21 protein-coding genes are annotated in these 26,968 nt (G+C 69.4%); 8 read left to right on the forward strand and 13 right to left on the reverse strand.

Annotated elements, in window-relative coordinates:
• Positions 1-128: 128 nt before the first annotated feature.
• On the reverse strand, positions 129-2,852 hold the full coding sequence (gene aceE / locus WB794_RS08780) for a pyruvate dehydrogenase (acetyl-transferring), homodimeric type (RefSeq protein WP_337335479.1): 2,724 nt from the start codon (positions 2,850-2,852) through the stop codon (positions 129-131).
• 191 nt (positions 2,853-3,043) lie between these two features.
• On the opposite strand from aceE, the gene hemW reads away from it, so the two are divergent.
• From hemW to WB794_RS08805, 5 genes are all read left to right on the forward strand, one after another.
• Positions 3,044-4,195 (forward strand): radical SAM family heme chaperone HemW, encoded by a 1,152-nt coding sequence (gene hemW / locus WB794_RS08785; RefSeq protein ID WP_337335519.1) that lies wholly within the window; start codon positions 3,044-3,046, stop codon positions 4,193-4,195.
• 100 nt (positions 4,196-4,295) lie between these two features.
• Entirely contained in the window at positions 4,296-4,853 is a 558-nt protein-coding gene (locus WB794_RS08790) for an ECF-type sigma factor (RefSeq protein WP_337335480.1), read from the forward strand.
• Positions 4,840-7,521, forward strand: coding sequence for a protein kinase domain-containing protein (locus WB794_RS08795; RefSeq protein ID WP_337335481.1), 2,682 nt, complete (start codon positions 4,840-4,842; stop codon positions 7,519-7,521). Before WB794_RS08790 ends, WB794_RS08795 begins: the two co-directional genes overlap by 14 nt.
• A gap of 88 nt (positions 7,522-7,609) precedes the next feature.
• Positions 7,610-9,529 carry a biosynthetic arginine decarboxylase gene (gene speA / locus WB794_RS08800; RefSeq protein ID WP_337335482.1) on the forward strand — a complete coding sequence of 640 codons (1,920 nt, stop codon included), beginning with the start codon at positions 7,610-7,612 and terminating at the stop codon, positions 9,527-9,529.
• The gene (locus WB794_RS08805) at positions 9,526-10,395 is read left to right on the forward strand and encodes an NAD(P)-dependent oxidoreductase (protein ID WP_337335483.1); all 870 of its coding nucleotides are present in this window, start codon (positions 9,526-9,528) and stop codon (positions 10,393-10,395) included. The genes speA and WB794_RS08805 overlap by 4 nt, the downstream gene beginning before the upstream one ends.
• 6 nt (positions 10,396-10,401) lie before the next feature.
• Here WB794_RS08805 and phoR read toward each other — a convergent pair whose 3' ends face one another.
• The 3 genes from phoR to WB794_RS08820 form a co-directional block, all read right to left on the reverse strand.
• Complete coding sequence (gene phoR, locus WB794_RS08810; RefSeq protein WP_337335484.1) at positions 10,402-11,436, reverse strand: phosphate regulon sensor histidine kinase PhoR; 1,035 nt, start codon at positions 11,434-11,436, stop codon at positions 10,402-10,404.
• Positions 11,433-12,122, reverse strand: coding sequence for a phosphate regulon transcriptional regulator PhoB (phoB, locus tag WB794_RS08815; protein WP_337335485.1), 690 nt, complete (start codon positions 12,120-12,122; stop codon positions 11,433-11,435). The genes phoR and phoB overlap by 4 nt, the downstream gene beginning before the upstream one ends.
• Before the next feature lie 111 nt (positions 12,123-12,233).
• Positions 12,234-13,955: a hypothetical protein gene (locus WB794_RS08820; RefSeq protein WP_337335486.1), complete on the reverse strand. Its 1,722-nt coding sequence runs from the start codon at positions 13,953-13,955 to the stop codon at positions 12,234-12,236.
• A 216-nt stretch (positions 13,956-14,171) separates the two neighbouring features.
• Between WB794_RS08820 and cls the strand changes: the two genes are divergently transcribed.
• The gene (gene cls, locus WB794_RS08825) at positions 14,172-15,599 is read left to right on the forward strand and encodes a cardiolipin synthase (RefSeq protein ID WP_337335487.1); all 1,428 of its coding nucleotides are present in this window, start codon (positions 14,172-14,174) and stop codon (positions 15,597-15,599) included.
• A gap of 129 nt (positions 15,600-15,728) precedes the next feature.
• Complete coding sequence (locus WB794_RS08830) at positions 15,729-16,097, forward strand: hypothetical protein (protein ID WP_337335488.1); 369 nt, start codon at positions 15,729-15,731, stop codon at positions 16,095-16,097.
• Positions 16,098-16,145: 48 nt separating this feature from the next.
• Here WB794_RS08830 and WB794_RS08835 read toward each other — a convergent pair whose 3' ends face one another.
• Both WB794_RS08835 and WB794_RS08840 read right to left on the reverse strand, forming a co-directional pair.
• Positions 16,146-17,168 carry an NAD-dependent epimerase/dehydratase family protein gene (locus tag WB794_RS08835; RefSeq protein WP_337335489.1) on the reverse strand — a complete coding sequence of 341 codons (1,023 nt, stop codon included), beginning with the start codon at positions 17,166-17,168 and terminating at the stop codon, positions 16,146-16,148.
• Between the two features lie 162 nt (positions 17,169-17,330).
• A complete protein-coding gene (locus WB794_RS08840; RefSeq protein ID WP_337335490.1) occupies positions 17,331-19,832 on the reverse strand; it encodes a choice-of-anchor Q domain-containing protein in 2,502 nt (833 codons plus the stop codon).
• Positions 19,833-19,964: 132 nt separating this feature from the next.
• On the opposite strand from WB794_RS08840, the gene WB794_RS08845 reads away from it, so the two are divergent.
• A complete protein-coding gene (locus tag WB794_RS08845; protein ID WP_337335491.1) occupies positions 19,965-20,552 on the forward strand; it encodes an LOG family protein in 588 nt (195 codons plus the stop codon).
• 12 nt (positions 20,553-20,564) lie between these two features.
• On the opposite strand, the gene WB794_RS08850 is transcribed toward WB794_RS08845, so the two are convergent.
• The 7 genes from WB794_RS08850 to WB794_RS08880 all read right to left on the reverse strand — a co-directional run bounded on the left by WB794_RS08850 (position 20,565) and on the right by WB794_RS08880 (position 26,957).
• Positions 20,565-20,954, reverse strand: coding sequence for a TfoX/Sxy family protein (locus tag WB794_RS08850; RefSeq protein WP_337335492.1), 390 nt, complete (start codon positions 20,952-20,954; stop codon positions 20,565-20,567).
• Positions 20,951-21,433, reverse strand: a complete 483-nt coding sequence (locus WB794_RS08855) for a GAF domain-containing protein (RefSeq protein WP_337335493.1) — start codon at positions 21,431-21,433, stop codon at positions 20,951-20,953. The genes WB794_RS08850 and WB794_RS08855 overlap by 4 nt, the downstream gene beginning before the upstream one ends.
• An 80-nt stretch (positions 21,434-21,513) precedes the next feature.
• The gene (locus tag WB794_RS08860) at positions 21,514-23,199 is read right to left on the reverse strand and encodes a SulP family inorganic anion transporter (protein ID WP_337335494.1); all 1,686 of its coding nucleotides are present in this window, start codon (positions 23,197-23,199) and stop codon (positions 21,514-21,516) included.
• A 20-nt stretch (positions 23,200-23,219) separates the two neighbouring features.
• The gene (locus WB794_RS08865) at positions 23,220-23,642 is read right to left on the reverse strand and encodes a hypothetical protein (RefSeq protein ID WP_337335495.1); all 423 of its coding nucleotides are present in this window, start codon (positions 23,640-23,642) and stop codon (positions 23,220-23,222) included.
• Positions 23,643-23,699: 57 nt separating this feature from the next.
• Positions 23,700-24,134 carry a rhodanese-like domain-containing protein gene (locus WB794_RS08870; RefSeq protein WP_337335496.1) on the reverse strand — a complete coding sequence of 145 codons (435 nt, stop codon included), beginning with the start codon at positions 24,132-24,134 and terminating at the stop codon, positions 23,700-23,702.
• Positions 24,135-24,148: 14 nt separating this feature from the next.
• Positions 24,149-25,003, reverse strand: coding sequence for a polyamine aminopropyltransferase (gene speE / locus WB794_RS08875; RefSeq protein WP_337335497.1), 855 nt, complete (start codon positions 25,001-25,003; stop codon positions 24,149-24,151).
• 112 nt (positions 25,004-25,115) lie between these two features.
• Positions 25,116-26,957 (reverse strand): hypothetical protein, encoded by a 1,842-nt coding sequence (locus WB794_RS08880; RefSeq protein ID WP_337335498.1) that lies wholly within the window; start codon positions 26,955-26,957, stop codon positions 25,116-25,118.
• Positions 26,958-26,968: the final 11 nt, after the last annotated feature.

Below are 26,968 nucleotides of genomic sequence, written 5' to 3' on the forward strand. Positions count from 1 at the left end.
CCCGCAGAAAGGGCACCTCGCGAACCGCGCGGAGAATGCGCTGGGTGCCATGATCGACAACCCGGCGCACAGCCTGGACAGCAGAGTCACGGCGTCTTGCGCCGCTGTGTCAACGTTCCTCGCCCGACTCACACATGCATCGGGTTTTCCCGCGCCGCATCGATGCCGAACACCTTGATCGCGCGCGCCACGTCGCGGGCGTTCATCGTGCCTTCCCTGGCCAGCGCGTCGATGGCGGCGTGGGCGATGTGGTAGCGGTCCACTTCGAAGAAGCGGCGCAGGTTGGCGCGGGTGTCGGAGCGGCCGAAGCCGTCGGTGCCCAGCACGGTGTAATGGCCCGGCACGAAGGCGCGGATCTGGTCGGCGAAGGTGCGCACGTAGTCGGTCGCGGCGATCACCGGGCCGGTGCGGCCCTGCAGCTGCGCGGTCACATAGGGCACGCGCGGCGTCCTGGTCTCGGGGTTGAGGCGATTCCAGCGCTCGGCGTCGAAGCCGTCGCGGCCCAGCTCGGTGAAGCTGGTGCAGCTCCAGATGTCGGCCTTGACCCCGAACTCCTTGTCCAGCAGCTCCGCCGCCGCCATCACCTCGCGCAGGATCGCGCCCGAGCCCATCAGCTGCACGCACGGCGCGCTCGGCGCCTTGCTACGGCTTTTGCCCTTGCCCGATTCCCCATTCCCCATTCCCGATTCGCGCAGAAGATACATGCCCTTCACGATGCCTTCCGCGGCACCTTCCGGCATGTCCGGGTGCGGGTAGTTCTCGTTGAGCAGGGTGAGGTAGTAATACTCGTCCACCTGTTCGGTCAGCATCTTGCGCATGCCGTGCTGCAGCAGCACGACGACCTCGTAACCGAACGCCGGATCGAAGGAGCGGCAGTTGGGGATGGCGCTGGAGAAAAGGTGCGAATGGCCGTCCTCGTGCTGCAGGCCCTCGCCGTTGAGCGTGGTGCGCCCGGCGGTGGCGCCGAGCAGGAAGCCGCGCGCGCGCATGTCGCCGGCCTGCCAGGCCAGGTCGCCGAAGCGCTGGAAGCCGAACATCGAGTAGTAGATGAAGAATGGCAGCATCGGCAGGTTGTTGGTGCTGTAGCTGGTGGCCAGCGCCAGCCACGAGGCGAACGCGCCGGCCTCGGTGATGCCTTCCTGCAGTACCTGCCCGGCCTGGTCCTCGCGGTAATACATGAGCTGGTCGGCATCCACCGGCTTGTACTTCTGCCCGCTGGAGGCATAGATGCCGATCTGGCGGAACAGGCCTTCCATGCCGAAGGTGCGCGCCTCGTCACCCACGATGGGGACGACGTGCGGGCCGATGATCTTGTCGCGCAGGAGGATGTTGAGGGCCTGCACGAAGGCCATGGTGGTGCTGATTTCGCGTTCGCCGGTGCTCTTGAGCAGGCGCTCGAACCTGTCCAGCGCCGGCACTTCGAAGGTCTGGTCGGCGGTGCGGCGGCGGCGCGGCAGGAAGCCGCCGAGCGCGGCGCGTCGCTCCTTCATGTACTGCACCTCGGGCGAGTTTTCGCCGGGGTGGTAGAACGGAACCTGCTCGGATTCGTCGATCTGCTTGTCGCTGACGGGGATGTTGAAGCGATCGCGGAAGGCCTTGATCGCGCCGTCGTCCATCTTCTTGGTCTGGTGGGTGGGATTGAGCGCCTCGCCCGCCGAGCCCATGCCGTAGCCCTTGACCGTCTTGGCCAGGATCACCGTGGGCATGCCCCGGGTGTTCACCGCCTGATGGTAGGCGGCGTACACCTTGTGCGGATCGTGGCCGCCGCGGTTGAGACGCCAGATGTCCTCGTCGGAGAGATTCGCCACCATGGCCGCGGTCTCCGGGTATTTCCCGAAGAAATGCTCGCGCGTGTAGGCACCGCCGAAGGCCTTGTAGTTCTGGTACTCGCCGTCGACGGTTTCCATCATCAGGCGACGCAGGATGCCGTCCTTGTCGCGCGCGAAAAGCGGATCCCAGTAGCTGCCCCAGAGCACCTTGATGACGTTCCAGCCGGCACCGCGGAACACGCCTTCCAGCTCCTGGATGATCTTGCCATTGCCGCGCACCGGGCCGTCCAGGCGCTGCAGGTTGCAGTTCACGACGAACACCAGGTTGTCGAGGTTCTCGCGTCCGGCGACCGAGATCGCGCCCAGGCTCTCGGGCTCGTCGCACTCGCCGTCGCCCAGGAAACACCAGATCTTGCGGTCGGTGGTGGGCAGGAGGCCGCGGTGCTCGAGATAGCGGCTGTTGCGCGCCTGATAGATCGCCGCCAGCGGCCCCAGGCCCATCGACACCGTGGGCATCTGCCAGTAATCGGGCATCAGCCAGGGATGCGGATAGGAGGAAATGCCCTTGCCGTCCACCTCCATGCGGAAGTTGTCGAGCTGGGATTCGGTGAAGCGCCCCTCCAGAAAGGAGCGCGCATACACGCCGGGGCTGGAGTGGCCCTGCAGTGAAACGAGGTCGCCGGGATGATCGGCCGTGGGGCCGCGCCAGAAATGATTGAAGCCGACGTCGAACAGCGTCGCCACGCTGGCGAAGCTGGCGATGTGCCCGCCCAGATCGCCCGGCTTGCGGTTGGTGCGCACCACCATCGCCATCGCGTTCCAGCGGATCAGGGAACGGATGCGCCACTCCATCGCCGAATCGCCCGGGCTTTTCACCTCGGCGTGGGGCGGAATGGTGTTGATGTAGTCGGTCGTGGGCGCGAAGGGCAGGAAGCCGCCAGCGCGGCGCGTCTGCGACACCATGCGCTCGAGCAGATAGTGGGCGCGGTCGGTGCCCTCGCGCTCGGTCACCGCCTGCAGGGACTCCAGCCACTCGCGGGTTTCGGTGGCATCGTTGTCGGGCATGTCATTCAACGGATTCATGGTTGCTCCCTGCGAGGCATCTGCGCCCCGGCGCTGTTTCTGGTGGTGGCACACCCGGCACGGGCCGGTTCGATAACCGGCTTCTGCGTGCGTGTGTCAGCATGGCAGTCTACCAGCGCCCGCGCTGGCGGCGTCGCGTACGCCGCGGTACGGATCCGCGTCGTTTCGTCCCGTTCTACCACTGCCCGCCCATGCTCAGTCTGCCGCCGCTCGCCCTCTACGTGCACATCCCCTGGTGCGTGCGAAAGTGTCCGTACTGCGACTTCAATTCGCACCGCGCGCCCGAGGCCCTGCCGCAGCGCGAGTACGTCGCCGCGCTCCTCGCGGACCTGGAACAGGATCTGCCGCTGGTGTGGGGCCGCACCGTGACCAGCGTGTTTTTCGGCGGCGGCACGCCCAGCCTGTTTTCCGGCGAGGCCATCGGCGAGTTCCTGCAGGGCGCGGCGGCGCGCCTGCGCTTTCGCCCCGATCTGGAAGTGACGCTGGAGACCAATCCCGGCACGGTCGAGCACGACCGCTTCGACGCCTACGCGCGCGCCGGCGTCAACCGCCTGAGCTTCGGCATCCAGAGCTTCGACGACGGCTGCCTCGCGCGCCTCGGGCGCATCCACGACGCCGCGCAGGCCGAGCGCGCGGTGAAGCTTGCGCAGGACGCGGGGTTTTCCAACATCAATCTCGACCTGATGTACGCCCTGCCCGGCCAGACCACGGCGATGGCGCTGGCCGATCTCGAACGCGCGATCGCGCTCGATCCCGCGCACCTGTCGCACTACCAGCTCACCCTGGAACCGGGCACCCCGTTCGCGCGCCAGCCACCCGCCGGCATTCCCGAAGGTGATGACGCCTGGGACATGCAGGAGGCCTGCCAGACCCGCCTGGCCGAGGCGGGCTACGCGCAGTACGAAGTCTCCGCCTATGCCCGCGAAGGCCGCCAGTGCGCGCACAACCTCAACTACTGGCGCTTCGGCGACTACCTGGGCATCGGTGCCGGCGCGCACGGCAAGATCACCCTGCCCGCCGACGGCACCATCCTGCGGCGCTGGAAGCTCAAGCACCCGAAAACCTACATGGACGCCGCCGCCGGCGACGCGCGCATCGGCGGCGACGAGCACCTCGCTGCCGAGCGCCGCCCCTTCGACTACATGCTCAACGCCCTGCGCCTGCGCGAAGGCTTCCCGCTTGCCGACTTCGAGGCCCGCACCGGCCTTGCGCGAGCCACCATCGCGCCCAAACTTGCCGATCTGTCCGAACGCGGCCTGCTCGACGTGGCGGAAGAATGGGTGCGCCCGAGCGAACTCGGCTGGCGCTTCCTCAACGATGTGATGGCAGCGTTCCTGCCGTGAATCTGTGTGCGGCAGCGGCATGCTGCCCTGCACCGCACGTCGCGCCACATCGGTTTACACTGCGCCCGCGCTACCGGATGCGGAGAGCGGAATGGGGGATGTGAGTCTTCTGCTGGCGGCGGCGAACGCAGGTGACCGCGAGGCGGCTGATCAGGCGTTCGCGCTGGTCTATGCCGACCTGCGGATGCTGGCGCGCCGCCAGGTGCAGCGCGCCGCGTCCGGGCCGGGTGCCACCTCGCTGGTACACGAAGTCTACCTGCGGCTGGCCGGCCCGGAGGCGCTGAGCATCAACGACCGCGAGCATTTCTTCGCGCTCGCCGCCCGCGCCATGCGCCAGCTCGTGGTCGACCACGCCCGCCGCAGCGCCAGCGCCAAGCGTGGCGGTGGCGCGGTGCCGGACAACCTCGACGACATTGCCGGGCTCGTCCCCTCGCACGAAAACGCCGGCCGCATGCTGGAGCTGGATCAGGCGCTGGATCGGCTTTCGGCACTCGACCCGCAGCTGGTGCGCCTGGTCGAAATGCGCTACTTCGCCGGGCTGGAGCTGGCCGAGATCTCCGCCATCACGGACCGCTCCGAGCGCAGCCTCAAGCGCGACTGGCGGCGCGCCCGCGCGGTGCTGCACGCGGCGCTGGAAGGAGCACATGACGATGCATGAATCACGCTGGCAGCGGCTTGCGTCCCTGCTCGACGAACTGTTCGAGCTGGACGCGCCGGCGTGCGCGGCGCGACTGGCGCAGATCGCACGCGAGGACGCGGCGCTGGCGTCCGAGCTGCAACACCTGCTGGCGGTGGATGAACGCAACGGCGTGCTGGATGCCGGCGTGGTCCGCGTCGCCGCCACGGTGATGTCGCAGCTGGCGTCCTCCGCAGCCGACGGCGCTGGCGCGGAAGCGGTCGGCGGCAGGCGGTTTGGCCACTACATCCTCACCCGGCACCTCGGCACCGGCGGCATGGGCGAAGTGTGGCGCGCCGAGCGCGTGGGCGATTTTGAACAGGCCGTGGCGATCAAGCTGATCCGCCCGCTGCTTGATTCGCCGGCGCTGCGCGAGCGCTTCGCGCGCGAGCGGCAGATCCTGGCGCGCCTGGATCATCCCGGCATCGCGCGCCTGCTCGACGGCGGCGTGAACGATGACGGTACGCCGTGGTATGCGATGGAGTTCGTGACGGGCAGCGACATCGTGCGCTTCGCCGACGACCGGACGCTCGGCGTGCGCGAGCGGGTGGAGCTGCTGCTGCAGGTCTGCGACGCGGTGGCGCACGCGCAGACGCAGCTGATCGTGCACCGCGACCTGAAGCCTTCCAACATCCTCGTCGACGCCCAGGGCCGCGTGCGGGTGCTGGACTTCGGCATTGCGCGGCTGCTGGACGATTCCGGCACCGAGGCACTGACCGGCACCGGCGTACGCGTATTCTCTCCCGCCTATGCCGCCCCCGAGCAGATCCGCGGCCAGGCGGTGGGCACGGCGGCCGATGTGTTCGCGCTCGGCGCGGTGCTGTTCGAGCTGCTGGTCGGCGCGCCACCGCATCCCGGGCGCAGCGCCTCCCCGGAGCGCCTCATCGCCGATCTCGCCAACGAAACCGCGCCGCATCCCGGCCGCGCGCTGCGCGAGCAGATCCGCGACACCGGCGGCAGCCGCACCACCGCCGCAGCCAGCGACATTCCCGCCGACCTGGACACACTCGTTGCCACCGCGCTGCAGCCGGACCCGGCGCGACGCTACGCCGATGCACGGTGCCTGGGCGATGACATCCGGCGCTGGCTCGATGGTCGGCCGATCGCCGCACAGCCGGACACGGCAAGCTACCGGATGCGCAAGTTCGTCGCGCGCCATCGTTTTGCCGTGGGCAGCGCCAGCGCGGTGCTGCTGGCGCTGCTCGGCGGCCTGGCGCTGGCGCTGTGGCAGGCCCGGATCGCGCAGGACCACGCCGTGCGTGCCAACGCCGAGGCGCAGCGCGCCGAGCGCGCGGCGGAGCAGGCGCGCGCGCAGGTGGCCCGCACCGGCAAGGTCAAAGAGTTCATGGTGTCGATCTTTATCGCCGCCGATCCGATGCGCCGCGATGCGGACGCGCCGCAAACGGTCGCGCAGGCCTTCGACGCCGCGCTCGAACGCGCCCGCACCGAGCTTTCCAACGATCCGGTGCTGCAGGCCGACGTGCTCGACGACTTCGGCGAAATCCGCGCCAACCAGGGTCGTTTCGACGAGGCGACAGCGCTGTTCGAACAGGCACTGGCAGTGGCCGAGAAGGAGTACGGCCCCGACCATCCGGTCGCCGCCGAATCGCTGGTCAACCTCGCCGTGGTCGCCGAGATCACCGATCGGATCCAGGACGCGAACCGCTACATCCAGCGCGCCGTGGCGATCCTCGAGCGCGACGAGGGCGGCGATCCGGTCGCGCTGGCGGCGGCGCTCACCTCCCTCGCCGCGCTGCAGCACACGCAAGGCGATCGCCGCGCCGCCCGCGCGAGCAGCGATCGCGCGCTGCGCCTGTACCGCCAGTCGATACCCGGCGATGCGCGGATGATCCCGGCGCTGTCCAACTCCGCCCTGCTGGCCTCCGAGGCGGGCGAGTATCCCCTGGCGCAGGCGCTTTTCGGTGAGGTCATGGCGCTGATCGAGCGCGAGCATGGCCCCAACTCCCCCACGCTGTGGCCCGCACTCACCTCGCTGGCGCAGCAGGAGTACCAGCTCGGCAACATCGCGCAGGAACAGGTCCTGACCGAGCGCGCGCTGGCGCTGGCGCGGACCAGCTTCACCGGCGACCACCCGTGGACCGCCGCCTCGCTGGCACAGCTCGGCCTGCAGCGCGCCCACCGGGGCGACGTGTCGGAGGGAATCGCGCTGCTGGACGAGTCCATCACCATGTTCGAGCGCCTCGGCGGCAGCGGCGCGATTTCGCCGCTGCGCTACCTGTCCATCGCCCGGAACCTGGTCGGCGACCACGATGCCGCGCTGACTTCGCTCGACCGCGCGGTGAGCCTGTGCGAACAGGCGGGCCGGAGCGAGAACCAGCTCTGCGTGGTGGTGCGCGCCAACCACGCCATGCTGCTGGCACGCACTGGTCAGGCCGAACGGGCGCTGCACGAGGCCGAGGCCGCGGCGCGCGCGCTATCGGACGATCCCGCCCTGCACAGCGAACGCGGGCAGATCATGGAGGCGCGCGCCGCGGCCCTGTCGGCGCTCGGGCGGCACGACCTGGCGCTGGCCGAGCAGGACGCGGTGGTCACTCTGCTGCGCAAGGGCTTTGGTGACGAGCATCCGGAGACCCGCCGCGTCATCGCCGCACGTGCCGCGCTGGAGCAGGCGGCCGGCGCGGCGCGCTGAGCTTTCCGCCGACCCGGACAAACCGCCTGATACCATTTGCGCCCCGACCGGCCGCTGCCGGCGTTCCCACCCGGAGACCTGCCGCACGATGAGCGCGTGGACCCTTGATGATGCCCGCCGCACCTACTCCATCGCCCACTGGGGCGAGGGCTATTTCGACATCGACGCCCGCGGGCAGGTGACGGTGCAGCCGCGCGGCGCGGGCGGGCCACGCATCACCCTGCCCGATGCCGTCGATGCCGCGCTCGCCGACGGGCTGAAGCTGCCGCTGCTGCTGCGATTTTCCGACATCCTCGGCGACCGCCTGGCGCGCCTGCAGGCGGCCTTCGCCCAGGCGATGGACGAGCTCGACTACGCCGGCGGCTACACCGCGGTCTATCCGATCAAGGTCAACCAGCACCGCGGCGTCGCCGGCGAACTGGCGGCGCACGCAGGTGATGGTTTCGGCCTGGAGGCGGGCTCGAAGCCCGAGCTGATGGCGGTGCTGGCGCTGTCGCGCCCGGGCGGCACGATCATCTGCAACGGCTACAAGGACCGCGAGTACATCCGCCTCGCCCTGATCGGCCAACGCCTGGGGCTGGAGACCTTCATCGTGATCGAGAAGGCTTCCGAGCTCGATCTGGTGATCGAAGAGGCGCGCGCGCTGGGCGTGCGTCCGCGCCTCGGGGTGCGGATGCGACTGGCTTCGCTGGGTGCCGGCAAGTGGCAGAACTCCGGCGGCGACAAGGCCAAGTTCGGGCTTTCCCCGCGCCAGCTGCTCGACCTGATCGAGCGCCTGCGCGACGCCGGCCTGCTCGACTGCCTGGAGCTGCTGCACTTCCACATGGGCTCGCAGATTTCCAACGTGCGCGACCTCGCGCGCGGGGTGCGCGAGGCGGTGCGCTACTTCGTGGAGGTCTCGCACATGGGCTGCCCGATCCGCTTCATGGACGTGGGCGGTGGCCTCGGCGTGGACTACGAGGGCACGCGCTCGCGCAGCTTCTGCTCGATCAACTACGGCCTCAGCCAGTACGCCGCCACCATCGTGCAGCCGCTGGCCGAGGCCTGCGCCGAGCACGGGCTGACGCCGCCGCGCGTGCTCACCGAATCGGGCCGCGCGCTCACCGCCCACCACGCGGTGCTGGTGGCGAACGTGACCGAGGTGGAGGCGGCACCGGCGGGTGCCGTGCCGCCGCCCGACGCCGAGGAGCCGGCCACGATCCGCCACCTGCGCGAAATCCACGCCGCGCTCGACGAGCGTCCGGCGCTGGAGCTGTATCAGGAAGCGCGCCACTACCAGAGCGAGGGCCAGGACCTGTACGCCCTGGGCCAGCTCGACCTGCGCCAGCGCGCGCGCCTGGACGACCTGTTCCACGCCATCGCCCACGGCGTGCGGGCGCGGCTGTCCTACGACGAAAAGAATCACCGCGCCGTGCTCGACGAACTGGCCGAGCGGCTGGTGGACAAGTATTTCCTCAATTTCTCGGTGTTCGAATCCGCGCCCGACATCTGGGCGATCGACCAGGTGTTCCCGATCGCGCCGATCACGCGCCTCGACGAGGAACCCACCCGACGCGGCGTGATCGCGGATCTCACCTGCGATTCGGACGGACGCATCGACACCTACGTGGACGACGGCGACCTCGACACCTCGATGGCGCTGCACCCGCTGCGCGAGGGCGAGAGTTATCGCCTCGGGATCTTCCTGGTCGGGGCCTATCAGGACACGCTCGGCGACATCCACAACCTGTTCGGCGATACCGACGCGGTCAACGTGCGCCTCGACGGTGCCGGCTACCGCCTCGAGCGCTCGCGCCGCGGCGACACCTCCGACGTGATGCTCGACTATGTCGGCTACGACCTCGCCGCACTGCGCGCGCGCTACGCCGCGCTGATCGACGCCGCCGGGCTGGCGCGCGAGGAAGCCGCGCGCCTGGGCGCGGCGCTGGAGGCCGGCCTGACCGGCTATACCTATCTGGCCGAGGAGCCGCAGGCGACGTCGGCATCTGCACAAGGAAACGCGCCATGAGCACGCTGCGCTGCGGATTCATCGGTCTGGGCGCGATGGGCGCGCCGATGGCCGGCCACCTGGCCGCGAAAGGCCTGCTGACCGTGGTCGGCAACCGCACCCACACCAAAGCCCGGGCGCTGGCCGCCGAGCTGGGCGTGGGCGCGTCCGCGGATGCGGCGGGATTCGCCGGTTGCGGCGCGGTGATGCTCTGCGTTTCGGCCGATGCGGACGTGCTCGCCAACGTGCGCGCACTGGCCGAGGTGCTCAGGCCCGGAGCCATCGTGGTGGACCACTCCACGGTGGCGCGCGATACCGCGATCGAGGCGCAGAAGATCCTCGCCGCCAAGGGCATCGGCTTCATCGACGCGCCGGTGTCGGGCGGGGTGGAAGGCGCGCGCAACGGGCGGCTCTCGGTGATGTGCGGTGCCGATCCGGCGCTGCTGGGAACCGTGCGCCCGGCGCTGGAATGCTACGGAGCGCGCGTCTCGCGCATGGGCCCGGTGGGTTCGGGTCAGGCCGCCAAGGCGGTCAATCAGGTGATGGTGGCCGGCATCAACGAGGCGGTGTGCGAGGCGCTGGCGCTGGGCGCGAAGCTCGGCCTCGATGCCGAAGTGCTGCTGCCCACGCTGGGCTCGGGTGCTGCCGCCAACTGGTTTCTGGACAAGCGCGGCGCGACCATGCTGCGCGGTGAATTCACCCCCGGCTTCAAGTGCGAGCACATGCTCAAGGACCTGCGCATCGCGCGCGCCACGGCCGAGGGCGTCGGCATCGCGCATCCGGTGCTGGCGCAGGCCGAGGCCGACTACGGCGTGCTGGTGCGCGAGGGCCACGGCGAGGCCGACACCTCGGCGCTGATTGCGCTCAAGCTCTCCGGCGCTTCGTGACGGACATCAGGGATGCTCGGTCTTGCGCAGGCGCGCGGCGGAAAAGGTGGCGCTGAAGCGCGAACCCTTGCCCAGCTCGCTGGCGATGTCGAGCCGCGCCGCGTGCAGATTCAGCACATGCTTGACGATGGAAAGCCCCAGCCCGGTACCGCCGGTGATGCGCGAGCGGCTGGAGGACACGCGATAGAAGCGTTCCGTCAGGCGCGAAAGGTGTTCGGCGGGAATGCCGTAGCCGGTGTCCGCCACCGAATACGTCGCGCCCTTGGGCGTTTGCTTCCAACCGATCGTGATGACGCCGCCTTCCGGCGTGTAGCGCACCGCGTTGCTCACCAGATTGGAGAACGCGCTGTGCAGGTCACGGTGTGAGCCCAGCAGGTCCAGCCCGGCTTCATCCTCGAGAACGACGCGGTGGCGGCCCTGACTCAGCGCCTCCGCTTCGCGTCGCATCACCCGGAGCATCGCGGACATGTTGACCCACTCTTCCGGCAGCTGCCGCTCCATCTCCAGGCGCGACAGGGTCAGCAGATCCTCCACGATCTCGCGCATCCGCTGGGACTGCAGCCGCATCTCGGCCAGCACCGGTGCCAGCGCCGGCACCTCGTCCGGCTCCAGCAGTTCCAGGTAGCCGTGGATCACCGTGAGCGGCGTGCGCAGTTCGTGCGAGACGTTGGCGACAAAGTCGCGCCGCATCTGCTCCAGGCGGCTGACGTGGCTGACGTCGCGCGCCAGCAGGAGCCGGCCGCGTTCACCGTAGGGAATCGCGGTGAGCTGCAGGCGCATGCCGGCAGCGGTCGGTGCCGCGATGTCGTCCGGATCGTTCGTGCCATCGCGCAGCCACGCGCCCACCTCGGTATCGGCAAAGTGCTCGGCCACGCAAACGCCGCGATGCTGCGGCCAGGCCAGTCCGAGCAGGCGGTCCGCTGCGGGATTGCACCAGCGCAGCCGGCCGCAGGCATCGAGCAGCAGCAGGGCATCGGGGAAAGCCGCCGCCGCGCTCCGCACATCGTGGAGACCGGCCAGCAGCTTGCGGACGCGGCTCACGGCTTGGCGGAGAACCGGTAGCCGGCACCCCGCACCGTCTGCACCAGGCGTTCACAGCCGTAGGGTTCGAGCGCCTTGCGCAGGCGCAGGATATGCACGTCGACGGTACGCTCCTCGACGTACACGCTGCCGCCCCAGACCTGGTCGAGCAGCTGCGCGCGCGAATGCACGCGCTCGGGATGGGTGAGGAAGAAATGCAGCAGGCGGTATTCGGTCGGGCCCATCTCGACGCGCTCTTCGCCCACGTAGACCCGGTGTGCCGGGCCGTCGATGCGCACCCCGCCCACTTCGATCGAGCCGGTGCCATCGTCGCCCTGCGCGCGGCGCAGCACCGCGCGGATGCGCGCGATCAGTTCGCGGGTGGAAAAAGGTTTGACGACGTAATCGTCCACGCCTGCTTCCAGCCCGGCGACGCGGTCGGTTTCCTCGCCGCGCGCGGTCAGCATGATGATCGGCACCTCGGCGCTGCGCGGATCGGCGCGCAGGCGGCGCGCCAGCTCCAGCCCGGAGGTTCCGGGCAACATCCAGTCCAGCAGGATCAGGTCGGGGGCACCGTCGGCCAGGGCGATCAGCGCGCTGCGCGCGTCGGACGCCTGCAGCACCTCCATGTCGACCCGCCGCAGGGCGAAGGCGACCATGTCGCGGATGGAGGCTTCGTCTTCGACAATGAGGATTCGCTTGTGCATTCGCGATGGCGTTATGTCGACAAAGTGATTATTGCATCGCACCATCATGACAGTCGTGTGACAGCCGTCCCGGGAGCGACACGCGGGTCGCCCCCGGGGTGGCTCTGCCAATCAGCGCGGCAGGTGGACCGTCCAGCCGGCGGTCCAGTCATCATGCGCGCCGGCGAAGGCGCCGCGGTAGCTCACCGGGCGGAAGAACGGGTCCGCCAGCGACTTGCCACCCTGCAGCAGCGGCGAACCGGCCGCCGGCAGGAAGCCGTTGAGCTTCGGATCGCCGCTCTGGTTGCCGGCTCCGGTGGCGTTGAACCACGCGCTCACCAGGTAGGGATCGTTGGCGCTGTCGTCAAACGCACCGCCCCCGCACTGGCCGACGAAGGAATGGGTCATCGAGAGCGCCGCACCCTGCCCGCTGGCGGTGCCGAGCGCGAAGGTGGCGGCATCATCGAGTGCCAGGCAGCGGTCGGTGAAGCCATGCACCACCAGGTTGGCGTAGTTGCCGCCGCTGCCGCGGCGGATGCGCAGCCCGTGCTTGTTGGGGAAGGTCGACGAGCCGAGCAGGGTGATGTTGGAAATCTGCGGCTGGGTGCGCGGCTGAATGTCCGGGGAATCCTTGCTGTTGTCCGACTCGATGCCGTTGGAGTCCGAACCGATGTCGGTGTTGTCACCCTGCCAGGCGAGCAGGAACTGCAGCTTGCCGTGGTAGCCGTCGTCGAAGTCGAAGCAGTCGTCGCCCATGTTCGAGCACACCAGGTGGCTGCCGTTGACGTTGCCGCCGAAGAACTCGAAGCCATCGTCCTTGCCGCCGTCGACCTGCACGTGATCGAGCACGGTGCCCGCGCCCACGCCCAGCAGGGTCAGCGAGTTCAGCTCTTCGTTCGGGCGGATCGGAACGCCGGCCCACTCGATGCGCACGTAGCGCAGGACGCCGGAGCTGTCATCGAGCTTGCCGCCGCCGAAGGCCATGTCGGGATACGCCTCGAAGCGGCACGGCTCGGCCGCGGAGACGTAGTCGTTGCAGGTGGAGCGCCCGGCGATGTGCAGGCCGCCCCAGGAGCCGACTTCCGGCGTCGGGCCGGTGAACACGATCGGGCGGGTGGGCGTGCCATCGGCGTAGATGCGCCCGTCCTGCTTGACGCCAATGAAGTTGGCGACCGAGATGTCGGAATGACCCTGCACGGTGACGCCCGGGGCGACGGTCAGGGTGCCGCCACCTTCGACGATCACCGCGCCGCGCACGAGGTACTTCTTGCCGGCCGGCAGGTAAAGGTTGCCGGTGATGCTGTTGGGCAGGAGGCAGTCGGCACCTTCGGCCGTGGTGCCGGTCGGGCACGCGGCAAGCACCGGTGCCGCTGCGCACAGCGGGTTGGCGGCATAGCCCACGTTGACCTGCGCCGGGGCCACGTCGAGGGTGGCGTCGGGCAGACCGGAGTCTGCGTTCATGTCGAACGTCAGGCTGATGGCCTTGCAGCTGGAGACGTCGATGGAGGCGGTGCCGACGACGGTGCTGGTCGGGGCGGGGTTGGCGCTGTCGAAGCGACCGCCTTCGAAGCGAAGCACGGGCACGCCGTCGACGACGCTCTGGCCGGCGGGCACGTCGCCGAGCATGGTCAGCCACAGCGGCTTGCCGGCGGTGTCGTAGGTGAACACCACGCCGTAGATGCGGGAACTGCCGTCTTCGTTTGCGATGGCATCAACCGAAACGCCGCGTCCACCCGCGTTCGGCGCGAACCAGTTGCCGTCGAGGCCGTCGTTGACGACCACTTGCGCGGCGCAGGCGAGTGAGGCGCTGGACAGCGCCAGCGCGAGGGCAGTCTTGCGAAGCGGGAAGGACATGGTTGCCAATCCTGTTGGGGAGGGAGCACGTACCTTAGGCGGCCGGCGTGACGGTCCTGCGACAGGGATGTGTCGGTTTTGCTACGGTCACGTTGATGCGAACGCATGGCCGGACGCGGATCGCAGCGCGCTTGCGGCATGGCAGACCCGCCGGAAGGCCGCACTTGCCGGACCGTCGCGCGCCGACGATGATGGGTCGCCTCTCTGGTGCCGCCCATGCTTGAATCGTTCTGGCTGCAGCTTGCCTCGATCCCGCACATCGGCGTGCCGCTGGCGCTGGCCTGGAGCCTCTATCTCGTGGTCCTGGCGCTCTGGATCATCTGGGACAGGCGCGAGCCGGTCGCCACGTTGAGCTGGCTGCTGTCGCTGGCGGCGCTGCCGGTCGTGGGCCTGGTGATCTACTACCTGTTCGGACCGATGCGCATTCGCCGCCAGCGCATCCGGCGCGCGCGGGCGCGTTCCGCACTGGCCTCACCCGCGCTCGCGGACGATCTGGCTCCGATCTCCGATCTGCAGGTGGCGCGGCTGGCACGGCGCACCACCGGACTCGCGCCCAAGCGCATGCGCGAGCCGCACCTGCTGCGCGACGGCGCGGAAACCTACGAGGCCATGCTCGAAGCCATTGCGGCGGCGCGCCATCACATCCACCTCGCCAGCTACATCTTCGATCCCGATGAAACCGGACGACGCTTCCGCGACGCGCTGACGGCCAAGGCGCGCGAGGGCGTCGCGGTGCGGCTGTTGATCGACAGCGTCGGCAGCGCGGGCACGCGCAACCGCTTCTTCGCAGCGCTGCGCGCGGCCGGTGGCGAAGTCGCCTGGTTCCACCCGGTGCGGCTGCGCTTTGCGCGCCGCCCGGCGCTCAATCAGCGCAGCCACCGCAAGCTCCTGATCGTGGACGGCAGGCTCGGTTTCACCGGCGGGGTGAATATCTCCGATACCCAGGACCCGCGCCGCCGCGCCGATGCGTTTTGCGACCTGCACCTGCGCTTTTCCGGCGCGGCGGTGCAGGGCCTGCAGGTCACCTTCGTCGAAGACTGGAGCTACGTCACCGGTGCCGCGCTGTGCGACGACGGCTTCTGGCCGGCGATGGATTCCGCTGGTTCGCCGGCGCTGGTGATCCCGTCCGGCCCCGACAGCAGCTGGGAGGCCTACCATCGCGTCAGCGTCGAAGCGATCCACGATGCCACCGCGCGGGTCTGGCTGGTGACGCCCTACTTCGTGCCGAGCGAAGCGGCTCGCATGGCGCTGACCAATGCCGCGCTGTGCGGCGTGGACGTGCGTCTGATGCTGCCGCGGCGCGCCGACTCGCGCCTGGTGAGCGCCGCGGCGCGCTCCTACTACGACGAACTGCTGGGCGCGGGCGTGCGCATCTTCGAATACCAGCCCAACCTGCTGCACGCCAAGACCCTGCTCATCGACCGGCACCACGTCATGATCGGCAGCGCCAACTTCGACAACCGCAGCTTCCGGGTGAACTTCGAACTGTCCACCCTGGTCAGCGACGCGCAGCTCGCGCTGGCGATGGAAGCGGCCTGGAACGACTACGCCACGCGCTGCGTGGAGGTTCGCGCAAACCAGCCCGTCTCGCGCTGGCGCCACCTCGGCGACGCCACCGCGCGGCTGTTTTCGCCGCTGCTCTAGCAAAAGCGACCGCCGGCACGGCAAGCCCGACAGCCGTCCGCGCGGTGCTGGCCTGCCCGTCGCGATGGCCCGTAAACTAGCGGGGAGGGCAGTGTCACCGCTGCCTGTCCGCCGCTCCCGGAGATGTCCATGCGCTGGCTTTGGTTTGTGGGTTCCCTGCTGTGCTTTGCGGTGGTCTTCAAGACCACCTCGATTGCCTTGGCGGCGCTGTGCCTGATCGGTGCGCTGGTCTTCATGGTCGTGGGCACGCTGGCGGTGGCCGCGCAGCGCATCGACAACAGCCGCGGCGACGCCGGGCGGCTGATCGGTCCGGAGGAAATCCGCCAGATGCGCGAGGCCGAGGCGCGCCGCAAGGCGGCGCAGCCGAGTGCGGACCAGGCGGCCATCGTGGGCGTGGCCACGGTCGGCGCGATGATCGCAGGCGAGGCGGCGGCACGCGACGATGCGGCAGCGGGCGCTGCGCCGGACGTACCGACCAACGGCATCGATCCGGAATGACCCCTCGCCCGTGAGGGCGACGCCGGCGCGTGCAGTACGCCTTCCCGCTCAGGTGCCTGGCGCGCCGCCACCCTGCTTGCGCCACCAGTTCGTGAGCTGGCGCAGGCCTTCGAGCGTGCTGACCTTGGGCTGGTAACCGAAATCGCGGCGCGCGGCACCGATGTCGTAATAGTGCGCGGTCGAAAGCTGCTCGGCGAGAAAGCGCGTCATCGGCGGCTCGCCCTTGAGCGGCAGGATCGAATACCCGAGCTCCAGCAGCGCGCCGGCGTAGTAGGCCACGCGGAACGGCATCAGCCGGGTCACCGTGGGCGCGCCCACCGCGCGCAGCAGGCCGTTGAGGATGTCGCCGATCGGCTTGGGTTCGCCGTTGGAGATGAAGTAGGCCTTGCCGGCGCAGGGCGCGCCGGGCTTGTCGTGCAATGCGTCGAAGGCGTTCAGATGTGCCTGCGCGGCGTTGTCGATGTAGGTGGTGTCCACCAGGTTCAGGCCATCGCCGACGAACTTGAGCCTGCCGGCGCGGGCGCGCTCGGCCAGGCGCGGCAGGAGGTGGTTGTCGCCCGGCCCCCAGATCAGGCGCGGGCGCAGCGCCACGGTGCTGAGCGCATTGCCGTTGGCCGCCAGCACGTGCTCCTCGGCCACGCGCTTGGTCGCGGGATACCAGGCCTTGTAACGCTCGGCCAGCGGCGCGCCTTCTTCATTGGCCCCGGTCACCGGGCGCGTGCCGCGGTGCGCGACGCTGGGCGTGGAGGTATGCACCAGGGTGCGGACGCGGTTCATGCGGCAGGCCGCGATCACGTTCCAGGTGCCGCGCACGTTGGCATCGAAGTAGTCGTGGAAGCTGCCCCAGGCACCGGCCTTGGCCGCAACGTGGAAGGCGGCGTCGACGTCGGCAAAGGCGGCGGTCACGTCGCTGAAGCTGGCGATGTCGCCGCGCAGCTGACGCACGCCCATGGCCCTGAGTTCGGGATATTCGCCGCGCGAATAGGAAAGCACCTCGCAGCCACGCTCGACCAGCCGGGCGCAGATCGCCCGACCGAGAAACCCGCCGCCCCCGGTCACCATCACCCGCATCGTGCCGCACCCCTTCGACTTTCCCCACGCACTGTAGGTTTCGATCAGGCGTGGCGCAAGCCGGGATCGGCCCTTGCATGCGTGCCGGGGCTGCCAAGGCCACGGCGGAGCGCCCCCGGGAAGGTGCGCGGCCCGCCGTGGCGCTCCGGCTTCACTGCACGATCAATCCTCGAAGCCGTCGGCAAAGATCGCATCGCCGCCTGGCACACCCTGCTCTTCGGTCAGTGTCTTGCAGGCCGAAAACTCCGAGGTGTCGCCAGCGGGGCTGGTCACGGTCACGGTGATGGAATCGCCCACCGCGGCATCGACCTCGGGCAGCCACGCCGTGAACGGCTGGGTGCAGTTGCCGTCCGCGCAAACAATGCAGATGCCACCGCCCGGCGGGCAATAGGGCGCATTGTCGATGGTCAGGAACGTCGCGGCCAGCAGCCGCTGGCCTTCACCGTGCCCGTTGGCCTCGCAGCCGTCGCTGCCGAAGACCTCGATACGGTACGGTCCGCCGAGGGTCGACCGCAGCGTGCCCTGGACGCGGATCGGCCGGCCGAGCGGTATGATCCCGCTGTGGCGCAGCTCGGCGCTCGTCAGCACCGGGAAGTTCTGCCCGCGATTGGCGGCGCAGCCCAGGGTCGGATCGCAGATCACCGGGTCGGCGTCGTTGGCGGTCACGCCATTGGCACCCAAGTCGATGCCCAGCGCCGAGTTGCGGGCGATGTGATTGCCGGAGACGGTGTTGTGGCCGCGCGCCGTGGGCATGATGCGCACGCCGTCGTCGCCGTTGCGACCGATGACGTTGTCCGGCCCGATGCGGTTGTTGTTCGCGTCCGATTGCACCATGACGCCCATGCGGCCGTTGCTGGATGAGGCAAACCCGAATGCAAGGACCCCGCCACCGATGCGGTTGTCCTCGATCCGGTTGCTTCTGGCGTTCTCGCCGGAGAGCAGGATGCCGTCCTGCAGATTGCCGCCGATGCGGTTGCCGCGGATCAGGTTGAAGCCGCCGTTGATGCGGATGCCGGTGCCGTTGGCGAGCGCGCTCATGCCATCCTTGTCGATGCCGATCAGGTTGTTGATCACGCTGTTGTCGTTGCCACCGAGCCCCAGGAAGGTGGTGATCAGCACGCCCACATCGGTGGAGCCGCCGATCATGTTGCGATAGGCCGCAGGATTGCCGCCGATCACGCTGAGACCGCCTCCGATCAGCGCGATGGCCTGGTTGTTGGCGGACAGGAGCGGACCGAACTGGCTGCCGATCCGGCCGCCGAACTGGTTGCCGTAAACGGCGTGGCCTTTGCCGAAGGCCAGCGAGATGGCCAGGTCAAAACCGCCGAAGGCCAGCCCGCGCACCGTGATCGGGTCGCTGCCGAGACTGCCCATGGTTTCGATGCCGATGCCACCGTTGCCGCTCAGGATCACGCAGGGCAGCGCGTTGAAACCGGATTCGCTGGTGTTCTTGACCGAGCCGGGCTGCGACCAGCCGTCGAAGTTCACGCTTTCCTGCGCCTGCAGCGAGCCGGACAGGGCGATCGTCTGCGGACAGCCGCCGGGGATGTTGAAGCGGATGCGGTTGAAGCCCGGATCGGCATTGGCGTTGGCCAGCGCCTGGGCCAGCGAGCCTGCGCCGGAGGCGTTGGTATTGGTGACGGTGAACACGCCGGTGCCGTCGACCGGCGATTCCAGCGCGCCGATGTCCACGGCGGCACCGATCACGCGGGCACCGCCGGCATGATCGGTCTCCGGCAGCCCGTCGGGCACGACGCTGGTGCCGGCGTTGATCACCGGCGAGCCGACCGCCGGCACGTAGTTGGCATCGAGCTGCGGGTTGGCGGTGGTGTTCTGGCCCGAACCCGGAATCAGCAGCGCGCCGCCGATGAAGCTGATGCCGTCATAGCGGCTGCTGGCGGCAAAGATGTGCGCCCGGCTTTCGATGTCGTTGCCGGAGACGCTGAAAATGCTGTTGTAGAGGATCGCTGTGCCCTGCCTCCCGGCATCCAGGCTGTTCAGCCACGTCAAGCCATTGAACACCGTCGAGTTCACCATGGTCAGGGTCGAGGCCGCGTCGTAGGTGTCATCGTCATCAGCCAGATAGGTGCTGAAGGCGGTGTTGTAGGGAACGATGGTGTTGTCGGGATGACGTATCCCGTTGGTGAACAGCGAGTTCTCGACCCGTACGTTGTGGCACCACGCGACGGCATCGAACTGGGCCTGGTCGATGCGTACACGATACAGGGCGAACGTGCGCCGTTGCGCGGGGCAGGGGCTCAGGATCGGGCTTTGCATCACCAGCGAGCTGCCCTGGAAGCTCATTCCGGCCACACTCGCATGGCCGGTGCTGGTGATGATATCCAGGGAGGAGTGGTTGCTGCTGACCAGTGTGGTTGCACCCGGCGTCAGCGAATAGCTGCTGCAGTCGGCGTTGTAGCCACCGCGGATGGTCAGGCGCCCGGCCGGCAACGCGTATTCGAGGCTTGGCTCGTAGCGCAGCTCGTTGCTCAGGTTGTAGGTGCCGGCGCGCACCTTGATCAAGCTGTCCTCGCCGTCCAGCTCGGCGTCATCGAGCGCAATCTGGAAAGTTCCCGGGGTGCCGACGCAGTATTCGGCGGCGTGGGCAGGCAGGGTGCCGGCCAGCAGCAGGAAGAGGAAGGAGCGCATCAGTCGCAGGGTCATGGCGGCGGTTCCGTGGGTGGTCGACTTCCTCCACGCGAATCGGCGCGATCAGGGGCCATGCGCGCCGGGACGGCACGCAACCCGGCCGCCTCGCCGTGGCAGAATGCCGGCCCGCCCCAAGGACATCCGCCCGTGCGCGTCTGCATCTACGCCTCCTCCAGCGACTACGCCCCCGCCGCCTACACCGACGACGCCACCCGCCTGGGCGTGCTGCTGGCGCAGGCTGGCTGCGAGATCGTCTATGGCGGCGGCTCGCGTGGATCGATGGGCGCGATCGCCGACGGCGCGCTGTCGGCTGGCGGCAAGGTCATCGGCATCCTGCCGCGCTTCATGGCCGACCTGGAGTGGGGCCATCCCGGCCTGACCCGTCTGGAGCTGGTGGGCGACATGCGCGAGCGCAAGCACCTGCTGCTCACCGGCTCGGATGCGGTGGTGGCGCTGCCGGGCGGAAGCGGCACGCTGGAAGAGCTGTTCGAGGCCATCACGCTCAAGCGCCTGGGCCTCTACGCCAATCCGATCCTGCTGCTGGACACGCTCGGCTACTGGCAGCCGCTGCTGAAGTTCATGGATGAACAGGTCATCGCACAGCGCTTCCTCAATCCCGAGCACCGCGAACTGTGGTCGCGGGTGGCGCGGCCCGAGGACGTGCTGCCCGGCATCGCCGCAGCGCCACGCTGGGGCGAGGAGGCGCGTTCGCGAGCAGCGGTGCGCCCGGCGTGATGCGCCTGCGCCTCAGTGATCCTCGGCGGACGAGGATCCCGGCTCGTCGAAGCCGAAGCTGAACTCCATCGGCGCGGCCTCGCCAGCCTCGGCGGAGACGTCGCGCACCGCCGACACCGCCAGCGCCGCCGCGCGTCCGCGCGAAGGCGGGATCAGCGCCACCTGCGCCTCGGCCTGGGCCGACAGCTCGGCGCGGCGCGCTTCCGGCACCTTCTGCCAGTGGCAGCCCAGCAGCGTGCCTTCCAGCGCGTAGAGCATGTTGAGGCTGGGGCGGAAGCCGGCGCGCTTGCATTTGACATAAGCCGCCACGGCACCGACGGCGGCCAGATCCTCCTGGCTGCGGATGCCCACCTGGCGCAGCCAGGCGACGGACTTGGGGCCAATTTTCAGGGGTGTGCTCATCGGATCGACTCCAGGTAGAGGGCGGCGATTGCCGCCAGGCCCGCCGCGTCCTCGTCGTCGAAGCGGGCCGGCTCGGGGCTGTCGAGGTCGAACACGCCGACCAGCCGCTGCCCATCGTGCAGCGGGATCACGAGCTCCGAACGGGAGGCGGTATCGCAGGCGATGTGGCCGGGGAAGGCGTTGACGTCATCCACGCGCTGGATTTCACCGGTGGCCGCCGCCGTGCCGCAGACGCCGCGCCCGAGCGCAATGCGCACGCAGGCCGGCCGCCCCTGGAACGGGCCGACCACCAGCTCCCTGCCATCGTGGAAATAGAAGCCGACCCAGTTGAGCGCCGGCAGCGCGTGGTAGACCAGCGCCGACAGGTTGGCCGCATTGGCAATGCGGTCGCGCTCACCGTGCAGCAGCGCGCGCGCCTGCGCCAGGAGCTGGGCGTACTGTTCGGGCTTGCTGCCCGCAAGCGCCTGCGCGTGGAACATCGGCGGCATCCTCGTGGAGCGAATCGGTCTGCCAGTGTAGCGGTGCCGCGCCGCGACTGCGCCCGCCCCCGAATCCGCGCTCACTCCCGGGCCAGATAGTCCTGTGCCATTGCGATGGCCGTGGGAAAGTCTTCGGCCATGCCCAGCAGGGCCGGGTGACGGGACAGACCCATGCGCACCACGGCGCGGCGCGGCTGCGCCTGCAGGCCCGAGAAGATCACGCGCATCCCGTAGCGCTGGCAGCGATCCAGCAGTCCCTGCAGCGCGGTCACGCCGGAGGCGTCCATGATCGGCACCAGGCGCGTGCGCAGGATGAAGACGCGCGTCGTGCGGGGCACCTGGTCGAGCACGTTGTCGATGCGGCTGACCGCGGCGAAGAACAGCGGACCCGACACCCGGCAGGCTTCCACGCCTGCGGGCAGCGCCTCGCGCTGGGCGGAGCCGGCCTCCTCGCCAACCTCGTCCAGCAGCGCCTGTCCCGGCGCGTCGGGCTCGACTTCCACGACCCGGCTCATGCGGTTCATGAAGACGAAGGCGGCCATCACCACGCCCACCTCGATGGCCACGGTGAGGTCGAACATCACCGTCAGAACGAACGTGGTCAGCAGCACCAGCCGGTCGCCCCAGGAAGAGCGCATGAGGTAGCGGAAGCGCTCCACCTCGCTCATGTTCCAGGCCACCATCAGCAGCACCGCCGCGAGCGCGGCCAGCGGCACGTAGCCCATCACCGGGCCCAGCAGCAGCATGAAGGCAAGCAGGAATGCCGCGTGCAGGATGCCGGCCATGGGCGAACGCGCGCCGGCGCGGATGCCGGTGGCGGTGCGCGCGATCGCGCCGGTGGCCGGCAGGCCGCCGACCAGGGCCGATCCGATGTTGGCCACGCCCTGCGCCACCAGCTCGGCGTTGGAGCGGTGGCGGCCGTCGATCATGCCGTCGGCCACCACCGCCGACAGCAGCGATTCGACGCCGGCGAGGAAAGCGATGGTGAACGCGGCCGGCAGCAGTTCGAGCGCGCGGTCGAAGGGGATGTGCGGCAAGCTCAGGCGCGGCAGGGTGCTCGGCAGCTCGCCGAAGGTCGAAGCGATGGTGGCCACCGGCAGGGCAAGCGCCGCCAGCGAGCCGACCGCGACGCAGATCAGCAGCACCGGCCACTTCGGCCGCCAGCGCTTGATCACGATGATCAGCGCCAGGCACGCCAGGGTCAGGCCGAGCGTCACCGGGCTGAAGCTGTCCATGTGCGCGAAGTAGGTCTTCCAGCGCGCGATGAACTCGCCCGGCAGGTGCTCGATCTCCAGCCCGAGGGCGTCCTTGATCTGGCTGACGAAGATGGTGACCGCGATGCCGGCGGTGAAGCCGGTGATGACCGGCTGGGGCATGAACTTCATCAGGTTGCCCAGCCGCAGCACGCCCGCCGCGATCAGCATCAGGCCGGCCATCAGGGTACAGATGATCATCCCGCCGTAGCCGAACTTCTCGATGACGTTGAACACCACCGGGATGAAGGCCGCGGTGGGGCCGCCGATCTGGACCTTGGAGCCGCCCAGCGCCGAGATCAGGAAGCCGGCGACGATGGCGGTGTGCAGACCCTTGTCGGGCGTGGCACCCGAGGCGATCGCCAGCGCCATGGCCAGGGGCAGCGCCACCACCGCCACGGTGAAGCCGGCGATGGCGTCGGCGCGCAGGTCGCGCAGGGTATAGCCGTGCCGCAGGATCGAGACGAGCTTGGGCTCGAACTGGCCGCCGGGAATCCGGTTGGAGGCGATCATGGGGGTGTCGAGTGGACCGATCAGGTAGTGCCGGCGGTGATTTTTGGCAGGCCCGTCGTCAGCCACCAGCGCCGCAGCTGCGGATCCCAGCGCCAGCGCTGCCGATCCTGCACCGTGCGCTCGGCCTGGGTGTGCTTGTTGATGAGCCGGATTTCCACCAGCTGCAGCATCTCGTTCTCGGACAGCATCTCGCTGCCCTTGACCTGGTAGCCGGTCACCTGGATCTGCTCGAAGCGCTCGCGATCGAGCGCCGTCATCGGATGCTCGCGCGCGTAGTCCGGGTCGACCATCGACCACGCATCATCGATGTGACCCCAGCGGATGGCGCCGGCATAGGCGAACAGGGCGTTGTCGCGCAGGTCGTTCTGCGTGCCCACGCCGCAGCCGGCCGGGAGCATCAGGGCGAAGAGGATCAGCAGTCTGCGAAGCGGCGAGCGGCTCATGCCTTCATTCTTGCGCATCCGCGCCCGTGGTGCGAGCCATCGCGCGGAACCCGCGCCTCAGCGCCCACGTGCGAGCGGCAGATCGGCCGCCTGCCAGGCACCGATGCCGCCGTCCAGCCAGTGCACGCGCTTGAAGCCGGCCTTGACCAGCCGCTTGGCCGCCTGTCCGGACACCATGCCGTTGCGGCAGACCACCGCGATCGGCAGCTCCTGCGCCTTGGCCAGCAGCTTGTTCTCCGGATCGAACTGGCTCATCACCACGTTCTTCGAACCCACGATGTGGCCCTTCTCGAAGTCGTTGAGCGGGCTCACGTCCACCACCAGCGCGTTCTCGCGGTTGATGAGATGGGTCAGGAGCGCGGGCGTCAGCGCCTTGTAGCCGCGCGTGAAGCGCGAGAACTCGTTGGCGATCAGGGCAAGGGTGACGGCGACGAATCCGAGCACGAGGATCGGATGGGCGCTGACGAATTCGGGCAGGCGTTCAAGCAGCACGGGAAAATCCTGTGTCAGTCGCCCAGCTCGCGCATGAACTCGGGGCTGGCGAGCGCGGCGCGGTGGATGTCGACGTTGTAGTAACGGGTGGGAAAGATCTTGGAGTGCGCGCCGCGCTCGCGGAAGCCACTGAGCTCGGCCCCCTTGCGCGCCAGCGTGCAGCTCCACCAGCCGGTCGGATAGCAGGGCTGGGGGAAAGGCAAGGTGCGGAAGTGCGCGAAGCCGGCGGCGGCCATGTGGTGACGCATCGACTTGATCAGGGACAGGTGCACCAGCGGCGACTCGGACTGCTGCACCAGGATGCCGCCGGCCCGCAGCGCGCGGTGGCAGGAGGCGTAGAAGGCCTCGTTGAACAGCCCTTCGGCCGGGCCGACCGGATCGGTGGAGTCCACGATGATCACGTCCACGCTCTCGGGCGCGGCGTTCTTCATGTAGGCGATGCCGTCATCGAACAGCAGCTGGGCGCGCGGGTCGGCGTTGGCATCGCACAGCTCGGGGAAGTGCTTTTCCGCCATGCGCGTGACCTGCTCGTCGATGTCGACCTGCACCACCTGCTCCACTTCCTTGTGCTTGAGCACCTCGCGCAGCGTGCCGCAGTCGCCGCCGCCGATGATGACCACGCGCTTGGGATTGGAGTGGGTGAACAGCACCGGGTGCGACATCATCTCGTGGTAGAGGAAGTTGTCGCGCGTGGTGAGCATGATGGCCCCGTCGATCACCATCAGCTTGCCCCAGTCGGTGGTATCCCAGATCTCGATCTTCTGGAACGGCGACTGCACTTCGTCGACCTTGCCGGTGACGCGAAAGCCGATCGCCGACCCCGAATGCTCGAAGTGCTCGTAAAACCAGGTGGCCGACTCGTCGCTCATGGGATTTCCGGAAGATCGCAAAGGAATAGGTACAGCCGGCGGATTGTAGCCGATGCCGGCCGGCCGCGGCCCCGGCACACTCGGCAGGCCTGTCCGGCCGTTGCGCCGCGGCTCAGCGGGCGCGGCGGGAGAGAATCACCGCGTCGATCGAGGCCGGATCGGGCGTACGGACGCGCCAGGCCACCTCGCTACCGCCGCAGGCGTAGTAGCGCGTCAGGCGCGAATCGGCGAGCGGCGGCACCGCTTCCCCGTCGATCCACAGCTCGAACTGCGCGCGGTTGACCATCGGCGTCAGGTTGGTGAAGGCCACCAGCGCATCGGGTGGGCAGGGTGCGCGCCCTTCGAGCACCTGGTCGCCGGCGGCATCGAAGGCCGCCTGCCGCTCCGGCCGATAGCGCACGTCGACCTCGGCCAGGCGCGCGGCATCGGTCAGCACGCGCAGCGGGGTGCGCAGCACGTGGCCGAACTCGACCGGCATCGGCTCCAGCCCGAGCTCGACCGCCAACCCCGCCGCCACGCCCGCCAGATGCCGCGTCCCGGCGCTGCCGCCAAGCCCCGGCAGGCGATCGGGCGGACAGTGCAGCCGCGCCGCCACGCCCTGGCTGAAATCGAATACCGCCGCCAGCTCGCCGTGCAGGGTCAAGGCCCCGGTCGCGGGACAGGCGCGCGCCGCCAGCGCGTCGAACTGGCGCACCGAGAGCCAGGGGCTGTACTGCGCCGCTGCGGCGCGCGAGGCGGCGATGTCGCCGATGCTGCCGCCCGGCAGCAGAATCCGTCCGGACGATTCCAGCGCCGCGCGCTGCGACAGCCCCAGCGCAGCGCTGCCCAGCGCCAGCAGCGCCAGCACGCCCAGCGCAGCGTCGCGGCGCGCGCGGTCGTGGATCAGGCCCCAGCCGCCCAGCGCCAGCAGGCCCGCGCCGAACGGTGCCAGCGCGTAGGTCATCCAGGCGGGCGTGGCGTCGCGCAGCAGGGCGAGAAAGGCGATGGCGCACAGCGTACCGACCGCCACGACCCACCACGCGCGGCGCGCGCGCCGGACGCTTTCATTGCCCGGCCCGATACGCAGCAACCGGATCGCGCCCGCGGACGCGGCCAGCAGGACCAGTCCGTGCAGCATCCAGACGCTCGCGGCCGGCAGCGACAGCAGGAAACGCCCGCCGAACCACGCGCCGCCCAGCGCCAGCGCCGAGGCGATGGCCGGAATCCGCGCCAGCCGCGCCATCGGATCGGCCTCCTGCAGATAGCCCAGGCTGGCCGCCGCCTGCGGCCAGCCGGCGCGCATTTCCGCCAGCAGCGCCGGCAGGAAGGGCAGCGCGAACAGCACGCCACCCGCGAGGATCCAGCGCCGCACCCCCGGCGTGCGGATCGCCTGCCGGAGCGCGGGCAACAGCACCGGCGCGGCCACCAGCGCGGTCGGATGCGCATGCAGCGCCAGCGCCAGCGCAAGAAAGGCCGGCGCGAGGAAGGCCGGACGGCGGTCCTGCCAGGCCGCCAGCGCCAGCCAGATCGTCGCCAGCACGCCGGTTTCCACCGCGCTGGTGTGCGCGACCACCAGCGTGCCGACGCTGCTCCAGCCCGGCAGCGACATGGCCAATGCCGCGAGCAGGCCCAGGCGCGCATCCACCAGCCGACGCCCGACCAGAAACGCCAGCGGGATCTTCAGCGCCGCGAGCGCGCCGGTGAACAGCGCCGCCGCAGTCACGCTGCCGAACACCCGCAGCGGCAGCGCGAGCGCGTAGAACCAGACCGGCCCCAGCTTCCAGCGCCCGAACAGGCTCGGCCCGTACTCCGGATACGGCCCACCGTGGCCGATCGCCCAGGCGTTGGCCAGATCGCGGCCCGAGTCGGTGACCAGGGTGGCGAAGGCGAACAGCGCCAGGTGCAGGGCGAACAGCAACAGCAGCACCGCGACGACACCGGCACGCGCCAGGCCGGAACGCTCGGACAGACGCATCAGCCGGACAC

The sequence above is a fragment of the Denitratimonas tolerans genome, assembly GCF_037203605.1.
GTDB lineage: Bacteria > Pseudomonadota > Gammaproteobacteria > Xanthomonadales > Xanthomonadaceae > Denitratimonas > Denitratimonas tolerans.